The organism is Cedecea sp. FDAARGOS_727 (assembly GCF_012273235.1).
GTDB lineage: Bacteria > Pseudomonadota > Gammaproteobacteria > Enterobacterales > Enterobacteriaceae > Cedecea > Cedecea davisae.
Genome location: NZ_CP050966.1, coordinates 1,355,354 through 1,379,394, shown reverse-complemented (window position 1 = coordinate 1,379,394; position 24,041 = coordinate 1,355,354). Strand labels below are relative to the sequence as shown.

Annotated in this window: 22 protein-coding genes and 3 tRNA genes; 20 read left to right on the top strand and 5 right to left on the bottom strand. The window is 55.5% G+C overall.

The features are described 5' to 3' along the window. Positions 1–27: 27 nt before the first annotated feature. A complete protein-coding gene (gene asd, locus FOC35_RS06635; protein WP_016517603.1) occupies positions 28–993 on the bottom strand; it encodes an archaetidylserine decarboxylase in 966 nt (321 codons plus the stop codon). 79 nt (positions 994–1,072) lie between these two features. Further along, positions 1,073–2,128: a small ribosomal subunit biogenesis GTPase RsgA gene (rsgA, locus tag FOC35_RS06630; RefSeq protein WP_039897842.1), complete on the bottom strand. Its 1,056-nt coding sequence runs from the start codon at positions 2,126–2,128 to the stop codon at positions 1,073–1,075. A gap of 113 nt (positions 2,129–2,241) precedes the next feature. Between rsgA and orn the strand changes: the two genes are divergently transcribed. From orn to FOC35_RS06610, 4 genes are all read left to right on the top strand, one after another. Continuing rightward, positions 2,242–2,787, top strand: coding sequence for an oligoribonuclease (orn, locus tag FOC35_RS06625; protein WP_172568488.1), 546 nt, complete (start codon positions 2,242–2,244; stop codon positions 2,785–2,787). A 185-nt stretch (positions 2,788–2,972) separates the two neighbouring features. Next, a tRNA-Gly gene (locus FOC35_RS06620) sits at positions 2,973–3,048 on the top strand. Between the two features lie 36 nt (positions 3,049–3,084). Beyond that, positions 3,085–3,160, top strand: a tRNA-Gly gene (locus tag FOC35_RS06615). Positions 3,161–3,196: 36 nt separating this feature from the next. Further along, positions 3,197–3,272, top strand: a tRNA-Gly gene (locus tag FOC35_RS06610). Between the two features lie 273 nt (positions 3,273–3,545). Here the strand turns inward: FOC35_RS06610 and queG are convergent. Then, complete coding sequence (gene queG / locus FOC35_RS06605) at positions 3,546–4,685, bottom strand: tRNA epoxyqueuosine(34) reductase QueG (protein ID WP_016517608.1); 1,140 nt, start codon at positions 4,683–4,685, stop codon at positions 3,546–3,548. Between queG and nnr the strand changes: the two genes are divergently transcribed. The 15 genes from nnr (at position 4,684) to FOC35_RS06530 (ending at position 22,364) form a co-directional block, all read left to right on the top strand. After that, positions 4,684–6,195, top strand: a complete 1,512-nt coding sequence (nnr, locus tag FOC35_RS06600) for a bifunctional ADP-dependent NAD(P)H-hydrate dehydratase/NAD(P)H-hydrate epimerase (protein ID WP_172568487.1) — start codon at positions 4,684–4,686, stop codon at positions 6,193–6,195. The two genes, queG and nnr, sit on opposite strands and share 2 nt — an antisense overlap. Before the next feature lie 4 nt (positions 6,196–6,199). Next, positions 6,200–6,661, top strand: a complete 462-nt coding sequence (gene tsaE, locus FOC35_RS06595) for a tRNA (adenosine(37)-N6)-threonylcarbamoyltransferase complex ATPase subunit type 1 TsaE (protein ID WP_016517610.1) — start codon at positions 6,200–6,202, stop codon at positions 6,659–6,661. 13 nt (positions 6,662–6,674) lie between these two features. Further along, a complete protein-coding gene (gene amiB / locus FOC35_RS06590) occupies positions 6,675–8,003 on the top strand; it encodes an N-acetylmuramoyl-L-alanine amidase AmiB (RefSeq protein ID WP_172568486.1) in 1,329 nt (442 codons plus the stop codon). 9 nt (positions 8,004–8,012) lie between these two features. Then, positions 8,013–9,893 carry a DNA mismatch repair endonuclease MutL gene (gene mutL, locus FOC35_RS06585; RefSeq protein ID WP_172568485.1) on the top strand — a complete coding sequence of 627 codons (1,881 nt, stop codon included), beginning with the start codon at positions 8,013–8,015 and terminating at the stop codon, positions 9,891–9,893. Continuing rightward, complete coding sequence (miaA, locus tag FOC35_RS06580; RefSeq protein WP_016517613.1) at positions 9,886–10,830, top strand: tRNA (adenosine(37)-N6)-dimethylallyltransferase MiaA; 945 nt, start codon at positions 9,886–9,888, stop codon at positions 10,828–10,830. The genes mutL and miaA overlap by 8 nt, the downstream gene beginning before the upstream one ends. Before the next feature lie 101 nt (positions 10,831–10,931). Next, a complete protein-coding gene (gene hfq, locus FOC35_RS06575; RefSeq protein ID WP_016517614.1) occupies positions 10,932–11,243 on the top strand; it encodes an RNA chaperone Hfq in 312 nt (103 codons plus the stop codon). A gap of 75 nt (positions 11,244–11,318) precedes the next feature. Continuing rightward, entirely contained in the window at positions 11,319–12,599 is a 1,281-nt protein-coding gene (gene hflX / locus FOC35_RS06570) for a ribosome rescue GTPase HflX (RefSeq protein WP_172568484.1), read from the top strand. Between the two features lie 84 nt (positions 12,600–12,683). After that, positions 12,684–13,940: an FtsH protease activity modulator HflK gene (hflK, locus tag FOC35_RS06565; RefSeq protein ID WP_016517616.1), complete on the top strand. Its 1,257-nt coding sequence runs from the start codon at positions 12,684–12,686 to the stop codon at positions 13,938–13,940. Positions 13,941–13,942: 2 nt separating this feature from the next. Continuing rightward, on the top strand, positions 13,943–14,947 hold the full coding sequence (gene hflC, locus FOC35_RS06560; protein WP_016517617.1) for a protease modulator HflC: 1,005 nt from the start codon (positions 13,943–13,945) through the stop codon (positions 14,945–14,947). A 61-nt stretch (positions 14,948–15,008) separates the two neighbouring features. Continuing rightward, positions 15,009–15,206 (top strand): DUF2065 domain-containing protein, encoded by a 198-nt coding sequence (locus tag FOC35_RS06555; RefSeq protein ID WP_039897843.1) that lies wholly within the window; start codon positions 15,009–15,011, stop codon positions 15,204–15,206. Positions 15,207–15,308: 102 nt separating this feature from the next. Beyond that, positions 15,309–16,607 carry an adenylosuccinate synthase gene (locus FOC35_RS06550; protein ID WP_016517619.1) on the top strand — a complete coding sequence of 433 codons (1,299 nt, stop codon included), beginning with the start codon at positions 15,309–15,311 and terminating at the stop codon, positions 16,605–16,607. A 177-nt stretch (positions 16,608–16,784) separates the two neighbouring features. Next, a complete protein-coding gene (nsrR, locus tag FOC35_RS06545; protein ID WP_039899082.1) occupies positions 16,785–17,210 on the top strand; it encodes a nitric oxide-sensing transcriptional repressor NsrR in 426 nt (141 codons plus the stop codon). Positions 17,211–17,247: 37 nt separating this feature from the next. Further along, a complete protein-coding gene (rnr, locus tag FOC35_RS06540; protein WP_172568483.1) occupies positions 17,248–19,692 on the top strand; it encodes a ribonuclease R in 2,445 nt (814 codons plus the stop codon). Between the two features lie 195 nt (positions 19,693–19,887). Next, positions 19,888–20,619 (top strand): 23S rRNA (guanosine(2251)-2'-O)-methyltransferase RlmB, encoded by a 732-nt coding sequence (gene rlmB, locus FOC35_RS06535; RefSeq protein WP_016517622.1) that lies wholly within the window; start codon positions 19,888–19,890, stop codon positions 20,617–20,619. 110 nt (positions 20,620–20,729) lie between these two features. After that, the gene (locus FOC35_RS06530; RefSeq protein ID WP_172568482.1) at positions 20,730–22,364 is read left to right on the top strand and encodes an isovaleryl-CoA dehydrogenase; all 1,635 of its coding nucleotides are present in this window, start codon (positions 20,730–20,732) and stop codon (positions 22,362–22,364) included. Between the two features lie 19 nt (positions 22,365–22,383). Here the strand turns inward: FOC35_RS06530 and yjfN are convergent, their stop codons facing one another. Together yjfN and bsmA are read right to left on the bottom strand one after the other, a co-directional pair. Next, on the bottom strand, positions 22,384–22,659 hold the full coding sequence (yjfN, locus tag FOC35_RS06525) for a DUF1471 family protease activator YjfN (protein ID WP_016517624.1): 276 nt from the start codon (positions 22,657–22,659) through the stop codon (positions 22,384–22,386). A 156-nt stretch (positions 22,660–22,815) separates the two neighbouring features. Continuing rightward, positions 22,816–23,145 carry a biofilm peroxide resistance protein BsmA gene (bsmA, locus tag FOC35_RS06520; protein WP_016517625.1) on the bottom strand — a complete coding sequence of 110 codons (330 nt, stop codon included), beginning with the start codon at positions 23,143–23,145 and terminating at the stop codon, positions 22,816–22,818. Positions 23,146–23,311: 166 nt separating this feature from the next. On the opposite strand from bsmA, the gene yjfP reads away from it, so the two are divergent. Next, complete coding sequence (yjfP, locus tag FOC35_RS06515) at positions 23,312–24,040, top strand: esterase (protein WP_172568481.1); 729 nt, start codon at positions 23,312–23,314, stop codon at positions 24,038–24,040. Position 24,041 lies beyond the last annotated feature (1 nt).

Here is a 24,041-nt window from a genome sequence, read left to right as displayed (position 1 = left end):
CTTGCTAAAACTCGAAATAGAGAGCGGTTAGTCTTTGCGGCTATCTTCTTCCTGAACGTTGGGCGCTTCATCAGAGGCGACAACGTCGGCAGGAATTTCGCTTACCGGCACTTCAGGCTCGACAACCGGTGCGGTAGAAACGGCCAGCGCTTCGCCGATTTTAGTCGCGGAGAGGTTCTTCAACTGTTCGACCAGGTTTACCTTGCCCGGCGCAAACAGGTTAATCACCGTAGAGCCTAACTTAAAGCGGCCCATTTCCTGGCCCTTAAGCAGCGCAACGGAGCCTTCGCTTTCACCTGCAGGCCAGGTCCAGCGCTTGATAACGCCTTCGCGCGGCGGCGTAATGGTGCCGGCCCAAACGGTTTCGATGCTGCCAACAATGGTAGCACCTACCAGAATTTGCGCCATTGGACCGAATTCTGTGTCGAACAGGCAGATTACGCGTTCGTTACGGGCAAACAGGTTCGGAACGTTTTGCGCGGTCAGATGGTTTACGGAGAACAGGTCGCCGGGAACGTAGATCATTTCACGCAGGATGCCGTTGCACGGCATATGCACGCGGTGGTAATCGCGAGGAGACAGGTAAGTGGTAACAAAGCTGCCGTTGCGGAACAGGTCTGCCATCAGGTAGTTGCCTGCAAGCAAAGCTTCCAGGCTGTAGTTATGGCCTTTTGCCTGCAGGATTTTGTCTTCTTCAATGTTGCCAAGCTGGCTGATTACGCCGTCGGCAGGCATCACCAGTACGTTCGGGTCGGTATTCAGCGGGCGAGCGTCATCTCGCAGCGGGCGTACGAAGAAGTCGTTAAAGGTGCGGTAAGCGGCGGTATCCGGCTTCTGCGCCTCTTTCATGTCAACTTTGTAGTATTTCACAAACAGGTCGATGACCAGCTTGGTCAGCCAGCCAGCACGTTTGCTTGCGCCCCAGCCTGCCAGGCGAGTCAGCCACAGTTTTGGCAGAATGTATTGAAGCGAAAGTTTAATGTTGTCTAACAAAATAGCCTCCTGGCTAAATGCCCTGATGGTCGGGCTGATACAGAAAAGGGGGCGATTCTAGCGATGCCCAGCTTAATTGTCAGTCGTCAGTTTCAGAAAAGCTTTTACGCGTTTTTACCTGCGCCATACTTTCCAGAATGCGGTGGTAGTTTTCAAAGCGTGTTTCCGCTATCTCGCCGCGCTCGACGGCTTCACGCAGGGCACAGCCCGGATCGTTATCATGGCGGCAGTCGCGGTATTTGCAGCGGCCTAAATAATCATTGAATTCGACAAATCCGTGGGTGATTTGTTCAGGCTCAAGGTGCCACAGGCCAAATTCACGCACGCCCGGCGAGTCGATAACGTCGCCGCCGCCCGGGAAATGGTACAGGCGTGATGCGGTGGTGGTGTGCTGTCCGAGGCCGGAGACGTCGGAAACATCATTCACCAGAATTTGCTTGTCGATGAAGCCCAGCAGGTTATTAAGCAGGCTGGATTTGCCGACGCCAGACTGACCGGCAAAGATGCTGATGCGGCCAACCAGCTCGCCTTCCAGCTCTTTAAGGCCTTCCGCTTTGTAGCTGGACACCATCAGTACGCGATAGCCAATCTTGCGATAGATATCCATTTGCTGGTTGACCCACTTCAGGCCGTCTTCGTCCAGCAGGTCTGTTTTATTCAGGACCAGCAGAGGCTCAACGTCGAGGGTTTCGCAGGCGACGAGGTAGCGGTCGATAATGTTCAACGAGAGTTCCGGCAAAATAGCCGAAACAATAATGATTTGGTTGATATTTGCCGCGATGGGTTTTACGCCATCGTAAAAGTCAGGGCGCGTCAGAACCGAGGTTCGTTCATGAACCGCTTCGACAATGCCTTTTTTCGAGACGCCTTCTGCCGCCTCTTTCGCTAAGCGCCAGACCACCTTGTCGCCGGTAACCAGCGAACGAATGGTGCGACGAATGTTGCAGCGGTGGACCGTGCCTTCATGGGACTCTACGTCCGCGTGTTGGCCAAAGCGGCTGATAACCGTGCCTTCGCGCGGCTCACCAAACTGGGCGTCGTCGTAATCGGCTTTCTCCACGGTTTTTGTCAGACGACGCTGATGGTTCGCGTTAACGCGGCGCTGCTGGCCTTTGGAGAGTTTATTTTTGCTCAAGCGTACTGGCTCCTGGTCGCCCCTGGTGGGCAAAACCTCTATGATACACACTATTTTATACGAATTAACCCATCGTCAAGGGTGGGCGACGCACAAGAAGGGTGGAAAATAGCATGAGTGGAAACGAAAACAATCTGATTTGGATTGATTTAGAAATGACCGGTCTGGACCCCGAGCGGGATCGCATAATTGAGATTGCTACCCTGGTGACCGATGCCAACCTGAATATTCTGGCGGAGGGGCCGACCATCGCGGTACACCAGTCCGACGAGCAGCTTGAGTTGATGGACGACTGGAACGTTCGTACCCACACCGCCAGCGGCCTGGTGGAGCGCGTGAAGGCCAGCTCGTTTGACGACCATGCGGCTGAACTGGCGACGCTGGAGTTTCTTAAACAATGGGTGCCTGCGAATACCTCGCCTATCTGCGGTAACAGTATCGGCCAGGATCGCCGCTTCCTGTTCAAATACATGCCGGAGCTGGAGGCATATTTCCACTACCGTTACCTCGATGTCAGCACGCTGAAAGAACTGGCTCGCCGCTGGAAGCCAGAAATTTTGCCGGGCTTTAAAAAACAGGGTACGCACCAGGCGATGGATGATATTCGCGAGTCGGTGGCGGAACTTGCTTATTATCGCGAGAATTTTATTAAGCTTTAAAAACAGTCCCCTTGCCGAAAGGTGAGGGGAAAATAGCCACATGAGATGATAAAATAATCATCCTGGCGATTTAATCGGCAGTCAGATAAAAAACGAGAAAAAAAACGTTTCAGGGCTTGCGACAAAAACGAATTCTCGTATAATGCGCCTCCCGTACCGATGCAGAAATTGCAGAGATACACAGAGCGGGAATAGCTCAGTTGGTAGAGCACGACCTTGCCAAGGTCGGGGTCGCGAGTTCGAGTCTCGTTTCCCGCTCCAAAATTTGATTTGGCTTTCACAGCCAGCACCACCCAAGCGGGAATAGCTCAGTTGGTAGAGCACGACCTTGCCAAGGTCGGGGTCGCGAGTTCGAGTCTCGTTTCCCGCTCCAAAATTTGATTGGCTTTTACAGCCACGCACCACCCAAGCGGGAATAGCTCAGTTGGTAGAGCACGACCTTGCCAAGGTCGGGGTCGCGAGTTCGAGTCTCGTTTCCCGCTCCAAATTTTTCCTTTCAAGTACAAATTATCCACAGCGCCCAGCATGCGTCGGGGATGGCATTTTGTGACTCTGCAATATTATTGTGAACAGACTTATCCACAGGATTGTCTGCGCCTTTCGCTATGCTACGAATGTAATATTTTTTACACTAATATTTTAATTCGTTGATTTTTATAGAAATAATTTAATTTCGAAATATTAATGTAATACTTGCGGAAATTTTGACGCTTGAATGACAAAGCGTTTTTGAATGTTATGCACACGCTGTGGACATATCACGCGTCGCGCACCAGCCCCTTTTCGATGACCCTGACCAGCCTCTGTTTCTTCGGCAACTGAACTTCCACTGCCTGCTCGCTTCGCCTGGCTATTTGTTGCGCAATCGCCCATTCAATATGCTCATCCAGAAGTGGGTGCTCACCTTTTCTCTGTTCAAGTGCGGCAAGATTAGCCTCATCCCAGGGGGCATTGCCGAGCGCAACCGCAATATTTCTCGACCAGCGTAAATGACCAATGCGGCGAATGGCCGATCCCTCTGTCACCCGCAGGAAGTGCTGCTCGCTCCAGGCGAACAGTTCGGTTAGCTGTGGGGCGTGCAGGGCGCGACGCGGGCTGAAATCGTCCTCATCGCTAAGCTGCGAGTAGCGGTTCCACGGGCAGATAAGCTGGCAGTCATCGCAGCCGTAAATGCGGTTGCCGATAAGCGACCTGAATTCCTCCGGGATAGCACCTTCAAGTTCAATCGTCAGGTAGGAGATGCAGCGGCGGGCATCCACCGTGTAGGGTTCAACGATGGCCCCCGTCGGGCAAATCGTCATGCATGCCACGCAGCGGCCGCAGGCTTCTTCCACCGGTTTATCGATCGGGAGCGGGATATCAACCAGCAGCTCGCCGAGGAAAAAGAACGATCCTGCCTCGCGGTTGAGGATAAGTGAGTGCTTACCTGTCCAACCCAGCCCGGCTTTTTCAGCCAGCGGGCGCTCAAGAAGCGGCGCTGAGTCAACAAAAGGTCTAAAATTCAGCGTGGAACAGTGGGTCTGGATCATTTCCCCAAGCTTTTTTAAGCGGTTACGCAAAACTTTATGGTAGTCACGGCCCAGCGCGTAGCGGCTGACGTAACCTAACTGCGGGTTTTTTAGCGTAGAGGCGAAAGCCGCGTTGGCGGGAAGGTAATTCATGCGCACGCTAATCACCCGCAGCGTGCCGGGCACCAGTTCGTGCGGGCGGGCGCGCATCATGCCGTGGCGGGCCATCCAGTCCATTTCGCCGTGGTATTGCTTGTCCAGCCATGCCTGCAGCTCCGGCTCGCTGGCGGAGAGGTCGGTATCGGTAATACCAACCTGCTGGAAGCCAAGCTCTTCGCCCCACAGTTTGATGTTTTGCGCTAATTGATTGTAATCGAGGGGCTGTGACATGACGGACCATAACCTGAAAAAGTACGCTAAAAGTATACCACATTCAGTCTGGCCAGCGGACTGGCTGCGTAACGCCGAGCCGGAGGCTGCCGACAGCCTCGGCCTGACGCTGTATGAACTGATGCAGCGGGCGGGTGAGGCGGCGTTTCAAATCGCACGGGAGCATTACCCGGAGACGCGCAACTGGCTGGTTGTATGCGGCAAGGGCAATAACGGCGGCGACGGCTATGTTGTGGCTCGTCTGGCTCAGGCCGCTGGCATTCATGTCACCTTGCTGGCGGTAGAAAGTGACAAGCCTCTGCCGGAAGAGGCGCACCAGGCTCGCGCGGCCTGGCTAAACGCCGGTGGCGTTCCTCACGACCCGCAGCAGGCATGGCCTTCTGATACTGATTTGATTGTTGATGCGCTGCTCGGCTCCGGGCTGGCCAGCGCCCCGCGCGAAAACATATCGCGGCTTATCGAGCGTATTAATCAGCATCCTGCTCCGGTTATTGCCCTGGATATTCCTTCTGGCCTGCTGGCTGAGACCGGCGCAACGCCGGGGGCCGTTGTCCAGGCTAAGGATACCGTGACCTTTATCGCCCTGAAGCCGGGGTTACTGACCGGTAAAGCGCGTGATGTAGTGGGCCGGCTGCATTATTCGGCTCTGGGGCTTGAGCCGTGGTTGCTCGGGCAGGAGCCTCCAATTGCGCGCTTCGATACACAGCAACTTGCCGACTGGATCAACCCGAGGCGCCCAACCTCGCACAAAGGCGATAACGGGCGGCTGGTGATTATCGGCGGCGACCACGGCACGGCGGGCGCTATCCGCATGGCCGGGGAGGCCGCGCTGCGTGCCGGGGCAGGACTGGTTCGGGTGCTTACCCGTCGGGAGAATATCGCGCCGTTGCTGACCGCTCGCCCGGAATTAATGGTTCATGAGCTGACGCCGGAATCGCTGGATGAGGCGTTGGAATGGGCCGACGTGGTTGCCATTGGCCCCGGCTTAGGCCAGCAGGAGTGGGGCAAAAAGGCCCTACAAAAAGTGGAGAACAGCCGTAAACCGATGCTTTGGGATGCGGATGCGCTCAACCTTCTGGCAATCAATCCGGATAAACGTCAGAATCGCGTGATAACTCCCCATCCTGGCGAGGCCGCACGGCTGCTTAATTGCGCTGTGTCACAAATTGAGAGTGACCGCTTACTTGCCGCCAGGCGTCTGGTAAAACGTTATGGTGGAACGGTGGTCTTAAAAGGAGCCGGTACGCTGGTTGCTCATCAAGATAGCCTGGCGATTATAGACGTGGGTAATGCCGGGATGGGCGGCGGCGGTATGGGGGATGTGCTATCTGGCATCATTGCCGCATTGCTGGCACAGAAGCTTACCCCGTATGATGCTGCCTGCGCGGGCTGCGTCGCTCACGGCGCGGCCGCAGATGTACTGGCCCGCCAGAGCGGAATGCGTGGCATGCTGGCGAGCGACCTGCTATCGACGCTTTACCTGTTTGTTAACCCGGATTTGAATACCTGAAGCCATGATGAATCGTGTTATTGAATTACCTGACGAAGCGGCAACATTACAGCTGGGCGATAGCCTGGCGCGAGCCTGCGAAGGCGCAACGGTTATTTACCTGTATGGCGATCTTGGGGCGGGGAAAACCACCTTTAGCCGCGGTTTTTTGCAGGCGCTGGGTCATAAGGGCAACGTTAAAAGCCCAACTTATACGCTCGTTGAGCCGTATCAGCTTGATGACCTGATGGTCTATCACTTTGATTTATATCGACTGGCTGATCCGGAAGAGCTGGAGTTTATGGGAATTCGCGATTACTTCACCAACGACGCTATTTGCCTGGTTGAGTGGCCGCAGCAGGGGAAAGGTGTGCTCCCGGAACCGGATGTCGAACTTCACCTAAGCTACCAGGCGCAAGGGCGTGAGGCACGCATTGCAGCTGTTTCCTCATCTGGTGAGTCGTTACTGGCGCGGTTAGCCAAATAACAAGGATGACGGGATGATCTATCGCGTGAAAGGTTGGTTGATGGCCGGTTTCCTGCTGATGTGCTGCGCACAGGCTGGAGCGGCAACGCTTTCGGATATTCAGGTTTCTAACGGTGATAACCAGGCGCGTATCACCTTCAGTTTTATGGGTGACCCGGAATATACTTTTTCGCAGGACGATAAACGAAGCGTCGCGCTGGATATTAAGCAAACCGGCGTGATTCGCGGGCTTCCGCTACAGTTTAGCGGCAGTAATCTGGTGAAAAGCATTCGTTCCGGGCAGCCTAAAGACGAACAGTCGCTGCGTCTGGTGGTCGATTTAACCCAGCCGGGTAAAACGCGCGCCGTTAAGCAGCAGAACGGCGCCAATTATACCGTCATCTTTACCATTAATGCAGATGCACCGCCGCCTCCACCGCCGCCAGTAGTGGCTAAGCGCGCTGAGCCTGCGGCTCCCGTTCGCTCGCCCGATCCGGCCCGTAACCCCTTTAAACCGCAGCAGGTAACCAGCGTAATCGGCTCTAATACCGTTACCCGCCCGGCTGCCCGGGTTAAAAATAACGGCCAGTCGGACACCGTTGTGGTGGCGATTGATGCCGGACACGGCGGCCAGGATCCCGGTGCCATTGGCCCCGGCGGCACTCAGGAGAAGAACGTCACTATCTCCATAGCCCGCAAGCTCAAGGTGTTGCTGAACGATGACCCAATGTTCCGCGGTGTGTTGACCCGCGATGGCGATTATTTTATTTCGGTTATGGGCCGCTCCGACGTGGCGCGTAAGCAAAATGCCAACCTGCTGGTTTCTATTCATGCTGACGCCGCGCCTAACCGCGATGCAACCGGGGCTTCGGTTTGGGTTCTCTCCAACCGCAGGGCTAATAGCGAGATGGCGGGCTGGCTGGAACAGCACGAGAAGCAGTCTGAGTTACTGGGCGGCGCGGGTGACGTGCTGGCCAACAGCCAGGCGGACCCTTACCTCAGCCAGGCGGTGCTTGATTTGCAGTTCGGTCATTCACAGCGCGTCGGGTATGATGTGGCGACAAAAGTGCTGGCCCAATTGCAGCGCGTAGGTTCGCTGCACAAACGCCGCCCCGAGCATGCCAGCCTGGGCGTGCTGCGCTCGCCGGATATCCCTTCTCTGCTGGTCGAAACCGGGTTTATCAGCAACAGCTCCGAAGAGCGCCAGTTAGGCAGCGACAGCTATCAGCAGCAAATTGCCCAGGCGATTTATGAAGGGCTGCGAAACTACTTCCGGGAGCATCCTTTGCAATCGGCTCCGGGGAGTGAGCAGACCGCCCGCACGCAGGCCGGTTCGCCGCAGCAGGTCGCGATTACTAACTAAGGAGATAACATGCCGATTCAGGTTCTGCCGCCGCAGCTTGCGAACCAGATCGCCGCTGGCGAGGTTGTAGAGCGCCCTGCGTCGGTAGTGAAAGAGCTGGTCGAGAACAGCCTCGATGCCGGTGCCACGCGCATCGACATTGATATTGAACGTGGGGGCGCGAAACTTATCCGCATCCGCGATAACGGCTGCGGTATTAAGCAGGAGGAGCTGGCGCTGGCGCTGGCCCGCCACGCGACCAGTAAAATCGCTTCGCTTGACGATCTGGAAGCGATTATTAGTCTGGGATTTCGCGGAGAAGCGCTGGCCAGTATCAGCTCTGTGTCCCGTCTGATGCTGACCTCGCGTACCGCAGAGCAAAGCGAAGCCTGGCAGGCATATGCGGAAGGGCGCGACCAGGATGTTACGGTGAAACCCGCCGCACATCCGGTAGGGACGACGCTTGAAGTTCTCGACCTGTTTTACAACACTCCGGCACGCCGCAAGTTTATGCGTACCGAAAAGACCGAGTTTAATCATATCGATGAAGTGGTGCGCCGCATTGCGCTGGCGCGCTTCGACGTCTCCATCACGCTCAATCACAACGGTAAGATGATCCGCCAGTATCGTGCGGTTCAGGACGGAGCGCCTCGTGAAAGGCGGCTCGGCGCTATTTGCGGCACGCCGTTTCTTGAGCAAGCGCTGGCCATTGAGTGGCAGCACGGTGATTTGGCACTGCGCGGTTGGGTTGCCGAACCGCGCGCCACAACGTCTGCGCTGGCGGAAATTCAGTATTGCTATGTTAATGGCCGCATGATGCGCGACAGGCTAATTAACCACGCCATCCGCCAGGCCTGTGAGGATAAACTCGGGGTCGATCAGCAGCCGGCTTTCGTGCTGTATCTGGAGATAGATCCTCATCAGGTGGACGTTAACGTTCATCCCGCCAAGCATGAAGTGCGCTTTCATCAGTCGCGGCTGGTGCATGATTTTATTTATCAGGGCGTGCTTAGCGTGCTGCAACAGCAAAGCGAAAATGCGCTGGCGCTGGAAGAGACAACGGAGCTGCCCGCCGAACGCTGGCAGCCTGAAAACCGGGTTGCCGCCGGGCGTAACCAGTTTGCCATTCCGGCCGTAGAAAGTGAGCCTCGGGAGCCTTCGCCGCGCCCGGTTTCATCGTCTTCTGCGGCAGGCGGTGGGCGCTCTGGTGCGGGCGGTAGTACGCCGCTTTGGCCGCATGCTTCGCCGGGCTACCAGAAGCAGCAGGGCGCGTTATACCGCCAACTGCTGGACACGCTGGAAGTCAGCCAGCCGCCGGTAGCACGTGCAGAAGAGCCGGCCGCGCTGGAAGGCCACTCGCAAAGCTTTGGCCGGGTGCTGACGGTTTTACCTCCCGATACCGCTCTGCTTGAGCGCCAGGGTAAGCTTGCGCTGCTCTCGCTGGCGGTTGCCGAGCGCTGGTTAAAACAGGCGCAGCTCTCGCCCGGCAGCGAGGGGCTGCGCGCTCAGCCGCTGTTGATCCCTCTGCGGCTTAAAGTCAGCCGTGAAGAACATGATGTATTGGTTAAATATCAAGCGCTTTTGAAAGAAATGGGCATCGAATTTGATACTGACGCCCGTCAAATAACAATTCGCACAGTACCTTTACCTTTACGGAAACAAAATTTACAAATCTTGATTCACGAACTGCCAGGATACCTGGCGCAACAGGCAGAAGTCTCGCAGAGCCAGCTTGCTATGTGGATTGCTCGTCATCTTGCGAGCGATAACGAGCACTGGAGTCAGGCTCAGGCTATCGCCCTGCTGGCTGAAGTCGAACGTCTTTGCCCGCAGCTGGTGAAATCACCGCCCGGCGGCTTACTGCAACCTGTTGATTTACAATCGGCGATGAACGCCCTGAAACATGACTGAAGATAAAAAACTGCCTCAGGCGATTTTTTTAATGGGGCCAACGGCCTCCGGCAAGACCGCTCTTGCTATTAATTTGCGTAAAACTTTACCAGTAGAGTTGATAAGCGTGGATTCGGCCCTCATCTATCGTGGAATGGATGTCGGCACCGCTAAGCCAACGGAGCAGGAACTGGCCCAGGCGCCGCACAGGCTGCTGGACATTCTTGACCCGGCTCAGGCGTACTCCGCAGCGGATTTTCGCCGCGATGCGCTGGCCGAGATGGCAGAGATTACCGCCGCCGGGCGTATCCCGCTGCTGGTGGGCGGAACAATGCTTTACTTTAAGGCGCTGCTGGAAGGGCTTTCGCCGCTGCCGTCAGCCGACCCTGAAGTGAGAGCGAAGATAGAGAAACAGGCAGCAGAGCTGGGATGGGACGCGTTGCATCGCCAACTGGAACAGATTGATCCCGTTGCGGGCGCCCGGATTCATCCAAATGATCCGCAAAGGCTTTCCCGGGCACTGGAAGTTTTTTTCATTTCGGGTAAAACTTTAACGGAACTGACGCAAACGTCAGGAGAAGCTCTGCCGTATCAGGTGCATCAGTTCGCCATCGCCCCGGCGAGCCGTGAACTGCTCCATCAGCGAATTGAGCAGCGTTATCATCAGATGTTAGCTTCAGGTTTTGAAGCAGAAGTGCGGGCGCTTTTTGCTCGCGGAGATTTGCATACGGAGATGCCTTCCATCCGTTGTGTGGGTTACCGGCAGATGTGGTCTTATCTGGCGGGTGAAACCTCCTATGACGAGATGGTTTATCGAGGTATTTGCGCGACGCGTCAATTGGCTAAGCGCCAGATGACCTGGCTGCGTGGTTGGGAAGGTGTTCACTGGTTAGACAGTGAAAATCCTGAACAGGCATACAGCGAAGTGCTACAGGTTGTTAGTGCGAAGCATGGGTGAATGTGTACAATTGAAACGTCAGCGTGCGCAAATTTTTACGCAGTTTTTCAGAGCTAATCGCTCTTGAGTGACAAACAACAAACATATAAGGAAAAGATAGAATGGCTAAGGGGCAATCTTTACAAGATCCGTTCTTGAACGCACTGCGTCGTGAACGTGTTCCAGTTTCTATTTATTTGGTGAATGGTATTAAGCTGCAAGGGCAAATTGAGTCTTTCGATCAGTTCGTGATCCTGTTGAAAAACACGGTCAGCCAGATGGTCTATAAGCACGCGATTTCTACCGTTGTTCCGTCTCGTCCGGTTTCTCATCATAGCAATAACACCGGCACCGGCGGTTCTGGCGGCTACCATCACGGCGGCAGCGCGCAGGCTGGTTCTGCGACGCAACAAGACGGCGAAGAGACCGAATAAGGTCGAAGGCTGTTTTCCCGGTCGGGGGACCAGTTCAGCTGCGTTCCCCGCTGGTCTTTTTGAGAGGTTATACGCTTGTTTGACCGTTATGATGCCGGTGAGCAGGCGGTGCTGGTACACATCTATTTTTCGCAAGACAAAGATATGGAAGACCTGGTGGAGTTTGAATCCCTGGTCTCTTCAGCCGGCGTCGAAGCATTGCAGGTGGTGACCGGTAGCCGCAAGTCCCCGCACCCAAAGTATTTCGTTGGTGAAGGCAAAGCCGTTGAAATTGCCGAAGCTGTAAAAGCTACTGGGGCGTCGGTTGTGCTGTTTGATCACGCGTTATCCCCCGCCCAGGAACGTAACCTTGAAGCTCTGTGCGAGTGTCGTGTCATCGACCGCACCGGGTTAATTTTAGATATTTTCGCCCAACGTGCACGTACCCATGAAGGTAAATTGCAGGTTGAGCTGGCTCAGCTTCGCCATCTGGCTACTCGCCTGGTGCGCGGCTGGACCCACCTTGAACGTCAGAAAGGCGGGATTGGTTTACGCGGCCCGGGTGAAACCCAGCTCGAAACCGACCGTCGCTTACTGCGTAACCGAATTATGCTGATCCTCTCGCGCTTAGAACGAGTTGAAAAACAGCGCGAGCAGGGGCGCCGTTCACGCAATAAAGCAGATGTGCCGACGGTTTCATTGGTGGGCTATACCAACGCCGGTAAATCCACGCTGTTTAACAGAATTACCGCGGCAGATGTTTACGCCGCGGATCAGCTATTTGCCACACTCGATCCTACGCTGCGCCGCATTGACGTCGCCGATGTGGGCGAAACCGTGCTGGCAGATACTGTAGGTTTTATTCGCCATCTGCCGCATGACCTGGTAGCGGCGTTTAAAGCCACTTTGCAGGAGACACGTCAGGCCACGCTGTTGTTACACGTCATTGACGCGGCTGACTTCCGGATGCAGGAAAACATTGCAGCAGTCGATACCGTACTGGAAGAGATTGAAGCAGATGAAATCCCGTCTCTGTTGGTCATGAATAAAATCGATGCGCTGGACGAGTTCGAACCGCGCATCGACAGGAACGACGAGAATGTGCCGATCCGGGTCTGGCTTTCCGCTCAGACCGGGGCCGGTGTCCCACTGCTTTTCCAGGCTCTGACCGAGCGTTTGTCTGGTGAAATTGCGCAGCACACGCTGCGTTTACCTCCTCAGGAAGGCCGCTTGCGGAGCCGTTTTTATCAGCTTCAGGCAATAGAAAAAGAGTGGACAGAGGAAGACGGTTCTCTTGGGTTAGAAGTTCGTATGCCCATCGTGGACTGGCGCCGCCTCTGTAAACAAGAACCGGCACTGGCGGATTACATCGTTTAGACGCAATCAAGCCGGCTCACAAATGTCCTGAAGACTATTTCCCCCTCGGGGGATATCACCGCACAACAAATATGGAGCATAAACATGGCGTGGAATCAGCCCGGTAATAACGGACAGGACCGCGACCCGTGGGGAAGCAGCAAGCCTGGCGGCGACTCTGGGGGTAACAAAGGAGGGCGCGATCAGGGGCCACCTGATCTGGATGATATCTTCCGTAAGCTGAGCAAAAAGCTCGGTGGCCTTGGGGGCGGAAAAAGTGGCGGCAGCGGCGGTGCTTCATCGCAGGGGCCGGGTAATCCCATTGGCGGTCGTATCGTCGGTATCGTTGCCGTCGCGGTCGTAATTATCTGGGCCGCAACCGGGTTCTATACCATTAAAGAAGCCGAACGCGGTGTTGTGACCCGCTTTGGTAAGTTCAGCCATCTGGTTGAGCCGGGTCTGAACTGGAAACCGACCTTTATCGACAGCGTTCAGGCCGTTAACGTTGAGTCGGTCCGTGAACTGGCCGCCTCAGGCGTGATGCTGACTTCTGATGAAAACGTGGTGCGCGTTGAAATGAACGTGCAGTACCGCGTGACCGATCCGCAGCGTTACCTGTTTAGCGTAACCAGCGCGGACGACAGCCTGCGCCAGGCAACCGACAGCGCGCTGCGCGGCGTTATCGGCAAATACACCATGGATAAGATCCTCACCGAGGGTCGTACCATTATTCGTAGCGACACCCAGCGTGAGCTGGAAGAGACGATTCGCCCGTACAACATGGGGATAACCCTGCTGGACGTCAACTTCCAGACGGCGCGTCCGCCGGAAGAAGTGAAGGCGGCGTTTGATGATGCTATCTCTGCTCGTGAAAACGAACAGCAGTACATCCGTGAAGCGGAAGCTTACACCAACGAAGTCCAGCCGCGTGCTAACGGCCAGGCTCAGCGTATTCTGGAAGAGGCCCGTGCTTATAAAGTGCAGACCGTTCTGGAAGCGCAGGGTGAAGTTTCTCGCTTTGCCAGGTTGCTGCCTGAATATAAAGCCGCGCCGGAAATTACCCGCGAGCGTCTGTATATCGAAACCATGGAAAAAGTGCTTAGCCACACCCGTAAAGTGCTGGTTAACGACAAAGGTGGCAACCTGATGGTGCTTCCGCTGGATCAGATGTTGAAGGGTGGCGCTCAGCAGCCAGCTGCAAAGAGCGATAACAGCGCGGCGAGCAATCTGCTGCGTCTGCCGCCAGCGTCCAGCTCCGGCAGCAGTGCCAGCACCTCTTCGTCCTCCTCGAGTGGCGATGTCATGGATAGCCGTCGCGCTAACGCGCAGCGCAACGATACCCAGCGCGTAGGGAGTGAATAACGATGCGTAAGTCTTTAATTGCAGTAATTATCATCGTGCTGGTCGTGATTTACACCTCGCTGTTTGTGGTGCATGAGGGTGAGCGCGGCATTACATTACGCTTCGGTAAAGTCCTGCGTGATGACGAAAACAAACCGCTGGTTTATGAGCCGGGTCTGCACTTCAAGATCCCATTCATTGAAACCGTGAAAACCCTGGATGCTCGTATCCAGACCATGGACAACCAGGCCGATCGCTTCGTTACCAAAGAGAAGAAAGACCTGATCGTTGACTCCTATATCAAGTGGCGTATCAGCGACTTTAGCCGTTACTACCTGGCGACAGGCGGCGGCGATGTTTCTCAGGCAGAAGTCTTGCTGAAACGTAAGTTCAGCGACCGTCTGCGTTCTGAAATTGGTCGTCTGGATGTGAAAGACATCGTAACCGACTCTCGTGGCCGCCTGACGCTGGACGTGCGCGATGCGCTGAACTCCGGTTCTGCGGGTACGGATGACGAAGTCGCCACGCCGGCCGCGGACGATGCAATTGCATCGGCAGCAGCGCGTGTGACTCAGGAAACCAACGGCAAAGTGCCGGTGATTAACCCGAACAGTATGGCTGCGCTGGGTATTGAAGTGGTGGATGTGCGTATCAAGCAGATCAACCTGCCGACCGAAGTGTCCGAGGCTATCTATAACCGTATGCGCGCCGAGCGTGAAGCGGTTGCACGTCGCCACCGTTCACAGGGTCAGGAAGAGGCTGAGAAGCTGCGCGCTACCGCTGACTACGAGGTGACTCGTACGCTGGCAGAAGCCGAGCGTCAGGGCCGCATGACCCGCGGTGAAGGTGATGCTGAAGCAGCGAAACTGTTTGCCGACGCGTTTAGCCAGGACCCGGACTTCTATGCCTTTATTCGTAGCCTGCGTGCTTATGAAGCGAGCTTCCAGTCCAACCAGGACATTATGGTCATGAGCCCGGACAGCGACTTCTTCCGCTACATGAAGACGCCAACCACCAGCTCACGCTAATCTTTAATGTGATGAAAGAGCCGGTTTACCGGCTCTTTTTTTATGCCCGTAAAGGATGATTATGAATTCAACAATCTGGCTGGCTCTTGCGCTGGTTTTAGTGCTTGAGGGGCTTGGGCCGATGCTTTACCCACGCATCTGGCGGCGTATGATCCTCGCAATGGCACAATTACCCGACACGCTGCTGCGCCGTTTTGGCGGAGGTCTTGTGGTTGCAGGCATCGTTATCTACTACATGTTGAGTCGCGGCGGCAACTGAGCAAAATTTATTCGGCAGAATACTATTTTGTGTACTAAAAGGGCTGTTCATCTGGGAAACCGATGGTAGAATCCTTTTTTAAGCAAACGGTGATTTTGAAAAATGGGTAACAACGTCGTCGTACTGGGCACCCAATGGGGTGACGAAGGTAAAGGAAAGATCGTAGATCTTCTGACTGAACGGGCTAAATATGTTGTACGCTACCAGGGCGGTCACAACGCAGGCCACACTCTCGTAATCAACGGTGAAAAAACCGTTCTCCATCTTATTCCATCAGGTATTCTCCGCGAAAACGTCACCAGCATCATCGGTAACGGCGTTGTGCTGTCTCCTGCGGCGCTGATGAAAGAGATGAAAGGGCTGGAAGACCGCGGGATTCCGGTACGTGAGCGTCTGCTGCTGTCTGAAGCTTGCCCGCTTATCCTTGACTACCACGTTGCGCTGGACGTTGCGCGTGAAAAAGCTCGCGGCGCTAAAGCTATCGGTACGACCGGTCGCGGCATCGGCCCGGCTTACGAAGACAAAGTGGCCCGTCGTGGCCTGCGCGTTGGCGACCTGTTTGACAAAGCCACCTTTGCAGACAAGCTGAAAGAAGTGATGGAATACCATAACTTCCAGCTGGTGAACTTCTACAAAGTTGAAGCGGTTGACTACCAGAAAGTGCTGGATGATGCGATGGCGGTTGCCGACATCCTGACCTCCATGGTGGTGGACGTGTCTGACCTGCTGGATCAGGCGCGCAAACGCGGCGATTTCATCATGTTTGAAGGTGCTCAGGGTACGCTGCTGGACATCGACCACGGTACCTATCCGTACGTAACCTCTTCCAACACCACCGCGGGTGGCGTAGCGACCGGCTCCGGCATTGGTCCACGTTATGTTGATTACGTTCTGGGTATCATCAAAGCCTACTCCACCCGCGTGGGTGCAGGTCCGTTCCCAACCGAACTGTTCGATGACATCGGCGAGTTTCTGTGCAAACAGGGTAACGAATTCGGTGCCACCACCGGTCGTCGTCGTCGTACCGGCTGGCTGGATGCGGTTGCCGTGCGTCGTGCGGTGCAGATCAACTCCCTGTCCGGCTTCTGCCTGACCAAGCTGGACGTACTGGACGGCCTGAAAGAAGTTAAAATCTGCGTAGCCTACCGTCTGCCGGACGGCCGTGAAGTCACCACCACCCCAATGGCGGCGGATGACTGGGAAGGTATCGAGCCGATTTACGAAGTCATGCCGGGCTGGTCCGAAACCACCTTTGGCGTGAAAGAGCGTAGCGGTCTGCCGCAGGCAGCGTTGAACTACATCAAACGCATTGAAGAAGTCACCGGCGTGCCGATTGATATCATTTCTACCGGCCCAGACCGTACTGAAACCATGATTCTGCGCGATCCGTTCGACGCATAATGATGTGGCGGGGTGTGGCTCCACACCCCGTATTGCTCGTTTCCCGCCGCTTTATTCGCTATTCTCGCCAAATAAATTAGCTGGCAGCCTTATGGCTGGTTTATCATCAATATGTGCCTGGTTTAAGGTACACCTTGCCTTGTGCAAAGCGTTTCCCCTCCCACCCATGAGGTTGATGTGCAGTTAACGAGTTTTACTGATTACGGTTTACGTGCTTTGATTTATATGGCTTCTCTCCCCGAAGGGAGAATGACCAACATTTCTGAGGTGACAGAGGTGTACGGCGTGTCCCGAAATCATATGGTGAAAATCATCAATCAACTCAGCCGCGCGGGTTATGTAATGGCCGTGCGAGGAAAAAACGGCGGCATCCGCCTTGGTAAGCCTGCGGAGACTATCCGCATAGGCGACGTGGTGCGTGAGCTGGAGCCGCTCTCATTGGTGAACTGTAGCAGTGAGTTTTGTCATATCACCCCGGCTTGTCGACTCAAGCAGGCTTTGGCCGAAGCGGTGCAAAGTTTCCTGAAGGAGCTTGATAAGCACACGCTGGCCGATCTGGTGGACCAAAACCAACCGCTCTACAAATTACTGCTGGTGGACTAATCACACTCCATCTGTGGATGACAACGGAGGACCCGAAATGTCAAAAGATCCTTTTAAGGAACGAGAAGCCGAAAAATACGAAAACCCGATCCCAAGCCGGGAGTTTATTCTCGATCATCTCTCAAAACGTGAAAAACCTGCCAATCGTGAAGAACTGGCAGAAGAACTAAAAATTTCCGGTGAAGAACAGATTGAAGCCCTGCGCCGTCGCCTGCGAGCGATGGAACGTGACGGGCAGTTGGTCTTTACCCGCCGTCAGTGCTATGCGCTGCCGGAGCGCCTTGATTTACTCAAAGGCAAAGTGATTGGCCACCGCGATGGCTTCGGCTTTCTGCGCGTGGAAGGGCGTAAAGACGACCTCTATCTTTCATCTGAACAGATGAAGATGTGCATGCACGGTGACCTGGTGCTGGCGCAGCCGCTGGGTGCCGACCGCAAAGGCCGTCGCGAAGCGCGTATTGTCCGCGTGCTGGAGCCAAGAACCGGTCAAATCGTTGGCCGCTACTTTACCGATGCTGGTATTGGTTTTGTGGTGCCTGACGACAGCCGCCTCAGCTTCGATATCCTGATCCCGCCTGAAGAGCTGATGGGTGCCCGTATGGGCTTTGTGGTGGTGGTTGAGCTGACCCAGCGCCCGACCCGCCGCACCAAAGCTATAGGCAAGATTGTTGAAGTGCTCGGCGACAATATGGGCACCGGCATGGCCGTGGATATGGCGCTGCGTACTCATGAAATTCCATACGTCTGGCCTAAAGAGGTTGAAGAGCAGGTTTCGACTCTGAAGGAAGAAGTGCCGGAAGAAGCCAAAATTGGCCGCGTTGACCTGCGCGACTTGCCGCTGGTTACCATTGATGGTGAAGATGCCCGAGACTTCGATGATGCCGTATTCTGTGAGAAAAAACGCGGCGGCGGCTGGCGCCTCTGGGTCGCTATTGCCGACGTGAGCTACTACGTGCGTCCGCCAACCGCGCTGGATAACGAAGCGCGCAATCGTGGCACTTCGGTCTACTTCCCGTCGCAGGTTGTTCCTATGCTGCCGGAAGTGCTGTCCAACGGTCTGTGCTCGCTCAACCCGCAGGTTGACCGCCTGTGTATGGTCTGCGAAATGACTATTTCAGCCGCAGGCCGCCTGACCGGCTACAAATTCTATGAAGCGGTGATGAGCTCCCACGCGCGCCTGACTTACACCAAAGTCTGGCATATGCTGCAAGGCGACCAGGAGTTGCGCGAGCAGTACGCGCCGTTGGTGAAGCACATCGAAGAGCTGCATAACCTTTATAAAGTGCTGGAAGTCTCCCGCGCCCAGCGCGGCGGCATCTCGTTTGAAAGCGAAGAGGCGAAGTTTATCTTCAACGCTGAACGTCGTATCGAACGCGTAGAGCAAACCGTGCGTAACGACGCGCATAAGCTTATCGAAGAGTGCATGATCCTCGCGAATATCTCGGCGGCGCGTTTCGTTGAGAAAAATAACGAGCCTGCGCTATTCCGCGACCACGATCGTCCGAGCAATGACGCCATCACCGCGTTCCGCTCGGTACTGGCGGAGTTGGGTCTTGAGCTGCCGGGCGGGCAGAAACCAGAGCCGCGTGATTACGCTGACCTTCTGGCCTCCATCGCCGATCGTCCTGACCATGAAATGCTGCAAACCATGCTGCTGCGCTCCATGAAACAGGCAATTTACGATCCGGAAAACCGCGGCCACTTCGGTCTGGCGCTGCAATCGTACGCGCACTTTACTTCGCCTATCCGCCGTTACCCGGACCTGTTGCTGCACCGTGCCATCAAATATCTGCTGGCAAAAGAGCAGGGCCATAAAGGCAACAGCACCGAGTCCGGCGGCTGGCACTACAGCATGGAAGAGATGCTCCAGCTTGGTCAGCATTGCTCGATGACGGAACGCCGCGCCGACGAAGCAACCCGCGACGTAGCGGACTGGCTGAAATGCGACTTTATGCAGGATCAGGTGGGCCAGGTCTTCAACGGCATCATCGCCAGCGTAACCGGGTTTGGTTTCTTCGTTCGCCTGGACGATCTGTTTATCGACGGGCTGGTTCACGTCTCGACGCTGGATAACGATTACTATCGTTTCGACCAGATTGGCCAGCGCCTGATTGGCGAGTCAGGCGGTCAGACTTACCGCCTGGGTGACCGCGTTGAAGTTCGGGTTGAAGCCGTTCACATGGACGAGCGTAAAATCGACTTCGCGCTTATCTCAAGCCAGCGTGCGCCGCGTGGCGTAGGTAAAACGGCGAAGGATAAAGCGAAGAAAGGAGCTGGCGGAGCGCCTTCCAAACGCCGTCAGGCCGGTAAGCGCGTAAACTTCGAGCCTGACAACGCCTTCCGTAAAGAGAAGGACGGTGCCAAAGCGAAGAAAGAGAAGGCCGGAAAGAAACCGAAGAAAGCCAAAGCGCCGTCGGACAAAACCCGTAAAATAGCGGCTGCGACCAAGGCGAAGCGCGCGGCTAAAAAGCCGGTAAGCTGATATTACCCTCACCCTAACCCTCTCCCTGAAAGGGAGAGGGGACAGACAGAATGATGATGTACTCCCTCGTGTAAACGGGGAAGGCCTTATCGTTTTTCTCCCTCGCTCCTTTGGGGAGAGGGCCGGGGTGAGGGGCTAAACATAGACATGAATAAACCAACACGGGCGATCTCTCGTCCGCAATGAGTGACATCAATGAGTGAAATTATTTACGGCATTCACGCCGTCCAGGCCCTGCTTGAACGCGCTCCGCAGCGTTTTCAGGAAGTTTTTATCCTGAAAGGTCGCGAAGACAAGCGCCTGATGCCGCTGATCCACGCTGTTGAAGCGCAGGGTATTCCGGTTCAGGTGGCAAACCGCCAGTGGCTGGACGAGAAAGCCGAAGGCGCGGTTCACCAGGGGATTATTGCCCGCGTGAAGCCGGGCCGTCAGTACCAGGAAAACGATCTGCCGGACTTGATTGCCGAGCATGAACGTCCGTTCCTGCTGATCCTTGATGGCGTAACCGACCCGCACAACCTCGGGGCATGCCTGCGTAGCGCAGATGCTGCGGGCGTTCACGCGGTTATCGTTCCTAAGGATCGTTCCGCCCAGCTTAACGCGACGGCTAAAAAAGTTGCCTGCGGCGCGGCGGAAAATGTTCCGTTGATCCGCGTAACCAACCTGGCCCGCACCATGCGTCTGCTGCAGGAAGAAAACGTCTGGATTGTGGGGACTGCGGGTGAGGCTGACCATACGCTGTTCCAGAGTAAATTTACCGGCCCGATGGCGCTGGTGATGGGTGCGGAAGGCGAAGGTATGCGCCGCCTGACTCGCGAGCACTGTGACGAACTGGTCAGCATCCCGATGGCCGGGACCGTTTCTTCTCTGAACGTCTCCGTGGCAACCGGCGTTTGCCTGTTTGAAATCGTGCGTCAGCGCGGTTAATTAGCATTAACGCAAACGGGGTGTAAACCGCCCCGTTTGTGATCCCCCTCCGCGCAGAAGCGCCATCTCCGTCCATACTTAAAGGCATTGCCAAAGATGGAGGGAACAGGATGCGCTGGCAAACTCACACCGTTTTTAACCAACCGTTGCCCCTCAGCAACAGTAACCTTTTTCTTTCCGATATTTCCGTGCGAGAGGCGTTAATTCGCGAAGGCGCAGGCTGGGATGCTGAGCTTCAGGCCAGTATTGGCCAGCAGCTGGGGTCTGCGGAATCTCTCGAACTGGGGCGTTTGGCTAACGCTAACCCGCCGGAGCTGCTGCGATACGACAGCAGCGGAGAGCGGCTGGATGACGTTCGCTTTCACCCCGCCTGGCACCTGCTGATGCAGGGCTTGTTTGCTAACAGAGTGCATAACCTTCCGTGGCAGGAAGATGCCAGGCAAGGCTCTTTCGTCGCCCGTGCGGCACGCTTTATTCAGCATGCTCAGGTCGAAGCTGGCACGCTGTGCCCGATAACCATGACTTTCGGCGCCACGCCGCTGCTACTGCAACATCTGCCGAAGGCGTTTGAAAGCTGGCGCAGGCCGCTGCTGGGTGACCGCTATGACGCGCATTTTCAGCCCGGTGAGCAAAAGCGCGGTTTGCTGATTGGCATGGGCATGACGGAGAAGCAGGGCGGATCGGATGTATTGAGCAATACCACTAAGGCGGAGCCGTTGGGCAACCGGGGAGCAGGTGAGCCTTATCGACTGGTCGGCCACAAATGGTTTTTCTCAGTACCGCAAAGCGATGCGCACCTGGTGCTGGCTCAGGCAAAAGGGGGCTTATCCTGCTATTTTCTGCCGCGCATTCTGCCCGATGGCCAGCGCAATGCGGTGCGCCTCGAAAGGCTCAAAGATAAGCTCGGAAATCGCTCTAATGCCAGCGCCGAAGCAGAATTCTGCGATGCGACCGGGTGGCTTATCGGCGAAGAAGGCGAGGGCGTGCGCCATATCCTTAAAATGGGCGGTTTTACGCGTTTCGACTGTGCGCTTGGCAGCCATGGCCTGATGCGACGCGCGCTGTCGGTCGCTTTGTATCACGCGCTCCAGCGGCAGGCCTTAGGTAAAAGCCTTATCGAGCAGCCGATCATGCGCCAGCTACTGGGGAAAATGGCATTGCATCTTGAAGGGCAAACCGCGTTTCTGTTCCGCCTGGCACGGGCCTGGGAATCCCCGGGGGATGCTCAACAACTCGCCTATAGCCGCCTGTTCACGCCCGCCGCCAAGTTTAGCGTCTGTAAGGCCGGCATTGGGTTTGTGGCAGAGGCAATGGAGGTGCTGGGGGGGATCGGCTATTGCGAAGATAGCGAGCTGCCTCGCCTGTACCGCGAAATGCCGGTAAATAGTATCTGGGAAGGCTCAGGCAACATTATGAGCCTCGACGTGCTGCGTGTGCTGGCTAAACAGCCTGCGGTCATGGAGATGCTGCATAGCGAGTTTGACGAAGTAAAAGGGCAAAACCGGCATTTTGACCGCAGCTGGCGGCAGCTTCAGCAAAGGTTGCGTAAACCGCAGGAGGAGAGAGGGAGGGAGATTATTCGCCAACTGGCAGATCTTGCCTGTGGAGCGCAGTTGCTGCGATTTCTTTCTCCACCGGCCGCTGAAGCGTGGTGCCGCATGAAGCTTGATGACCGAGGCGAAACGCTTTTGCCCGAGCAGGTCATCAGCGATGTGCTGCTGCGGGCAACGGGAGGCATGGCCTGATGATTTCTCCGGCGGGTAATCAGGCGTAAATAATCGCCTGTGCTCGCCAGTTGTCGGCCTGGAGGTTTTCCTGCATTTGAATAATGCGGTACCAGGAAGCACCCTGCTCGTCAGCTTTCAGCGCAATCATGCGCTCGACGTCCTGCGGGCTACCGAAAATATCATTCACCGAAATTAATCCGATTTCGTTAAGGCCCGTCACGCAATCCGCGCTGGCAAACTCGGCTGACTGAGCCAGAGTCGGAATCAGGCCAACAGATAACAGCAGTGTAGTTAAGGCAAGAGATCGTTTCATTGTCAGTTCCTTATTAATTTACCCCGAAGTCACAGGGCAATCCTTCGCTTACTCAAAGCAGACCCCGCTTCCTGAGGGCGGGGTTAATTGTGCACAAGAAACCATCAAGCGGCGAAAAGCTGTGTAAATATCAATAAATAACGCGTGTCCGCTACGTTATTTTCGATACAAAATAGCCTGTATGTACCACTGACCCGGTATTACGGTCTCATCATTCATAATGATGAGGTAATAATCGGCTTTCGCTGCTGCGGCTTTCTTCTTAATAATGGCTTCTGAGTCCATTGGAGAGCCGCGTACTACGGCTGAAACCGTGCCGATTTTGGTTAGCTCCGCAGTTTGAGGACGCTGTATTTCCTGCGGATAATCGCGGAGCGGTGGAGCTGGCTGCGGCGAACCCTGAAGCACGCTGCAGGCGCTCAATAACGCCGCTGTAATTAGCACGGATAGCCGAAGCATGATGGTTTCTCGTTTCTTGACTGTCATAGTGTAGTTCCGGGTTTGGCGCTGAAAAGGGGGAATGTTCCCGATCTGTTATCTGAGGCGCGCTTTTAACTCACTTTCGAATGAAAATCGCTAACTGGATCTCACCGTTACAATAATCCCTAATAGCGGCTACTTTCCCTGATATTTCGCCGGAGGAGAAGAGAAGATGATTGAAATTTATAATGAGCCATTTGCAGGCGTTGAAGTCCTGCATGCCGTACCCGCCGGAATGAAAGAAGCCCCCTTGCCAACGGTCATTTTCTACCACGGATTTACCTCCTCTAAACTGGTTTACAGCTACTTCGCCGTGGCGCTTGCCCAGGCCGGGTTCCGCGTAGTGATGCCGGATGCGCGCGACCACGGCGCTCGCTACGACGGCAACGCAAGCGCCCGACTATTACAGCTCTGGCCGATTTTAAAAACCAGTATTGATGAATTTCCTGAACTTTATCAGGCGCTTCTGGACAAGAAGTTGATTGCAGAGGGAAGAGTGGCGGTGGCCGGAGCTTCCATGGGGGGAATGACGGCGCTGGGCATCATGGCTCGCCACCCGGAGGTTCGCTGCGTTGCCTGCCTGATGGGATCGGGTTATTTCACTACTTTGGCGCAAACCCTTTATCCACCAGCGGCTGAAGAGAGAGAGGGAATTATTGCCGGACTGGTGGACTATGATATCGGCCAGCAACTTGAACGCCTTGCCGACAGGCCGCTGCTGCTCTGGCACGGCGAGGCCGATGACGTGGTCCCCGCCGTAGAGACCCTGAGGCTCCAGCAGGCGTTAATCGCCAGCAAGCAGGACAAAAACCTCACCTGCTTGTGGGAAGCCGGTGTGAAACACCGCATTACACCCGAGGCGCTGGAAGCCACAAGCCAGTTTTTTGCCCGCCATCTGTAAA

Bases quoted from the DNA above. Each gene is read 5' to 3' on its own strand.
- orn (WP_172568488.1), top strand. From the start codon at position 2,242: ATGAGTGGAAACGAAAACAATCTGATTTGGATTGATTTAGAAATGACC.
- nnr (WP_172568487.1), top strand. From the start codon at position 4,684: ATGACGGACCATAACCTGAAAAAGTACGCTAAAAGTATACCACATTCA.
- queG (WP_016517608.1), bottom strand. From the start codon at position 4,685: ATGTCACAGCCCCTCGATTACAATCAATTAGCGCAAAACATCAAACTG.
- tsaE (WP_016517610.1), top strand. From the start codon at position 6,200: ATGATGAATCGTGTTATTGAATTACCTGACGAAGCGGCAACATTACAG.
- amiB (WP_172568486.1), top strand. From the start codon at position 6,675: ATGATCTATCGCGTGAAAGGTTGGTTGATGGCCGGTTTCCTGCTGATG.
- mutL (WP_172568485.1), top strand. From the start codon at position 8,013: ATGCCGATTCAGGTTCTGCCGCCGCAGCTTGCGAACCAGATCGCCGCT.
- miaA (WP_016517613.1), top strand. From the start codon at position 9,886: ATGACTGAAGATAAAAAACTGCCTCAGGCGATTTTTTTAATGGGGCCA.
- hfq (WP_016517614.1), top strand. From the start codon at position 10,932: ATGGCTAAGGGGCAATCTTTACAAGATCCGTTCTTGAACGCACTGCGT.
- hflK (WP_016517616.1), top strand. From the start codon at position 12,684: ATGGCGTGGAATCAGCCCGGTAATAACGGACAGGACCGCGACCCGTGG.
- hflC (WP_016517617.1), top strand. From the start codon at position 13,943: ATGCGTAAGTCTTTAATTGCAGTAATTATCATCGTGCTGGTCGTGATT.
- FOC35_RS06555 (WP_039897843.1), top strand. From the start codon at position 15,009: ATGAATTCAACAATCTGGCTGGCTCTTGCGCTGGTTTTAGTGCTTGAG.
- FOC35_RS06550 (WP_016517619.1), top strand. From the start codon at position 15,309: ATGGGTAACAACGTCGTCGTACTGGGCACCCAATGGGGTGACGAAGGT.
- rnr (WP_172568483.1), top strand. From the start codon at position 17,248: ATGTCAAAAGATCCTTTTAAGGAACGAGAAGCCGAAAAATACGAAAAC.
- rlmB (WP_016517622.1), top strand. From the start codon at position 19,888: ATGAGTGAAATTATTTACGGCATTCACGCCGTCCAGGCCCTGCTTGAA.
- FOC35_RS06530 (WP_172568482.1), top strand. From the start codon at position 20,730: ATGCGCTGGCAAACTCACACCGTTTTTAACCAACCGTTGCCCCTCAGC.
- yjfN (WP_016517624.1), bottom strand. From the start codon at position 22,659: ATGAAACGATCTCTTGCCTTAACTACACTGCTGTTATCTGTTGGCCTG.
- bsmA (WP_016517625.1), bottom strand. From the start codon at position 23,145: ATGACAGTCAAGAAACGAGAAACCATCATGCTTCGGCTATCCGTGCTA.
- yjfP (WP_172568481.1), top strand. From the start codon at position 23,312: ATGATTGAAATTTATAATGAGCCATTTGCAGGCGTTGAAGTCCTGCAT.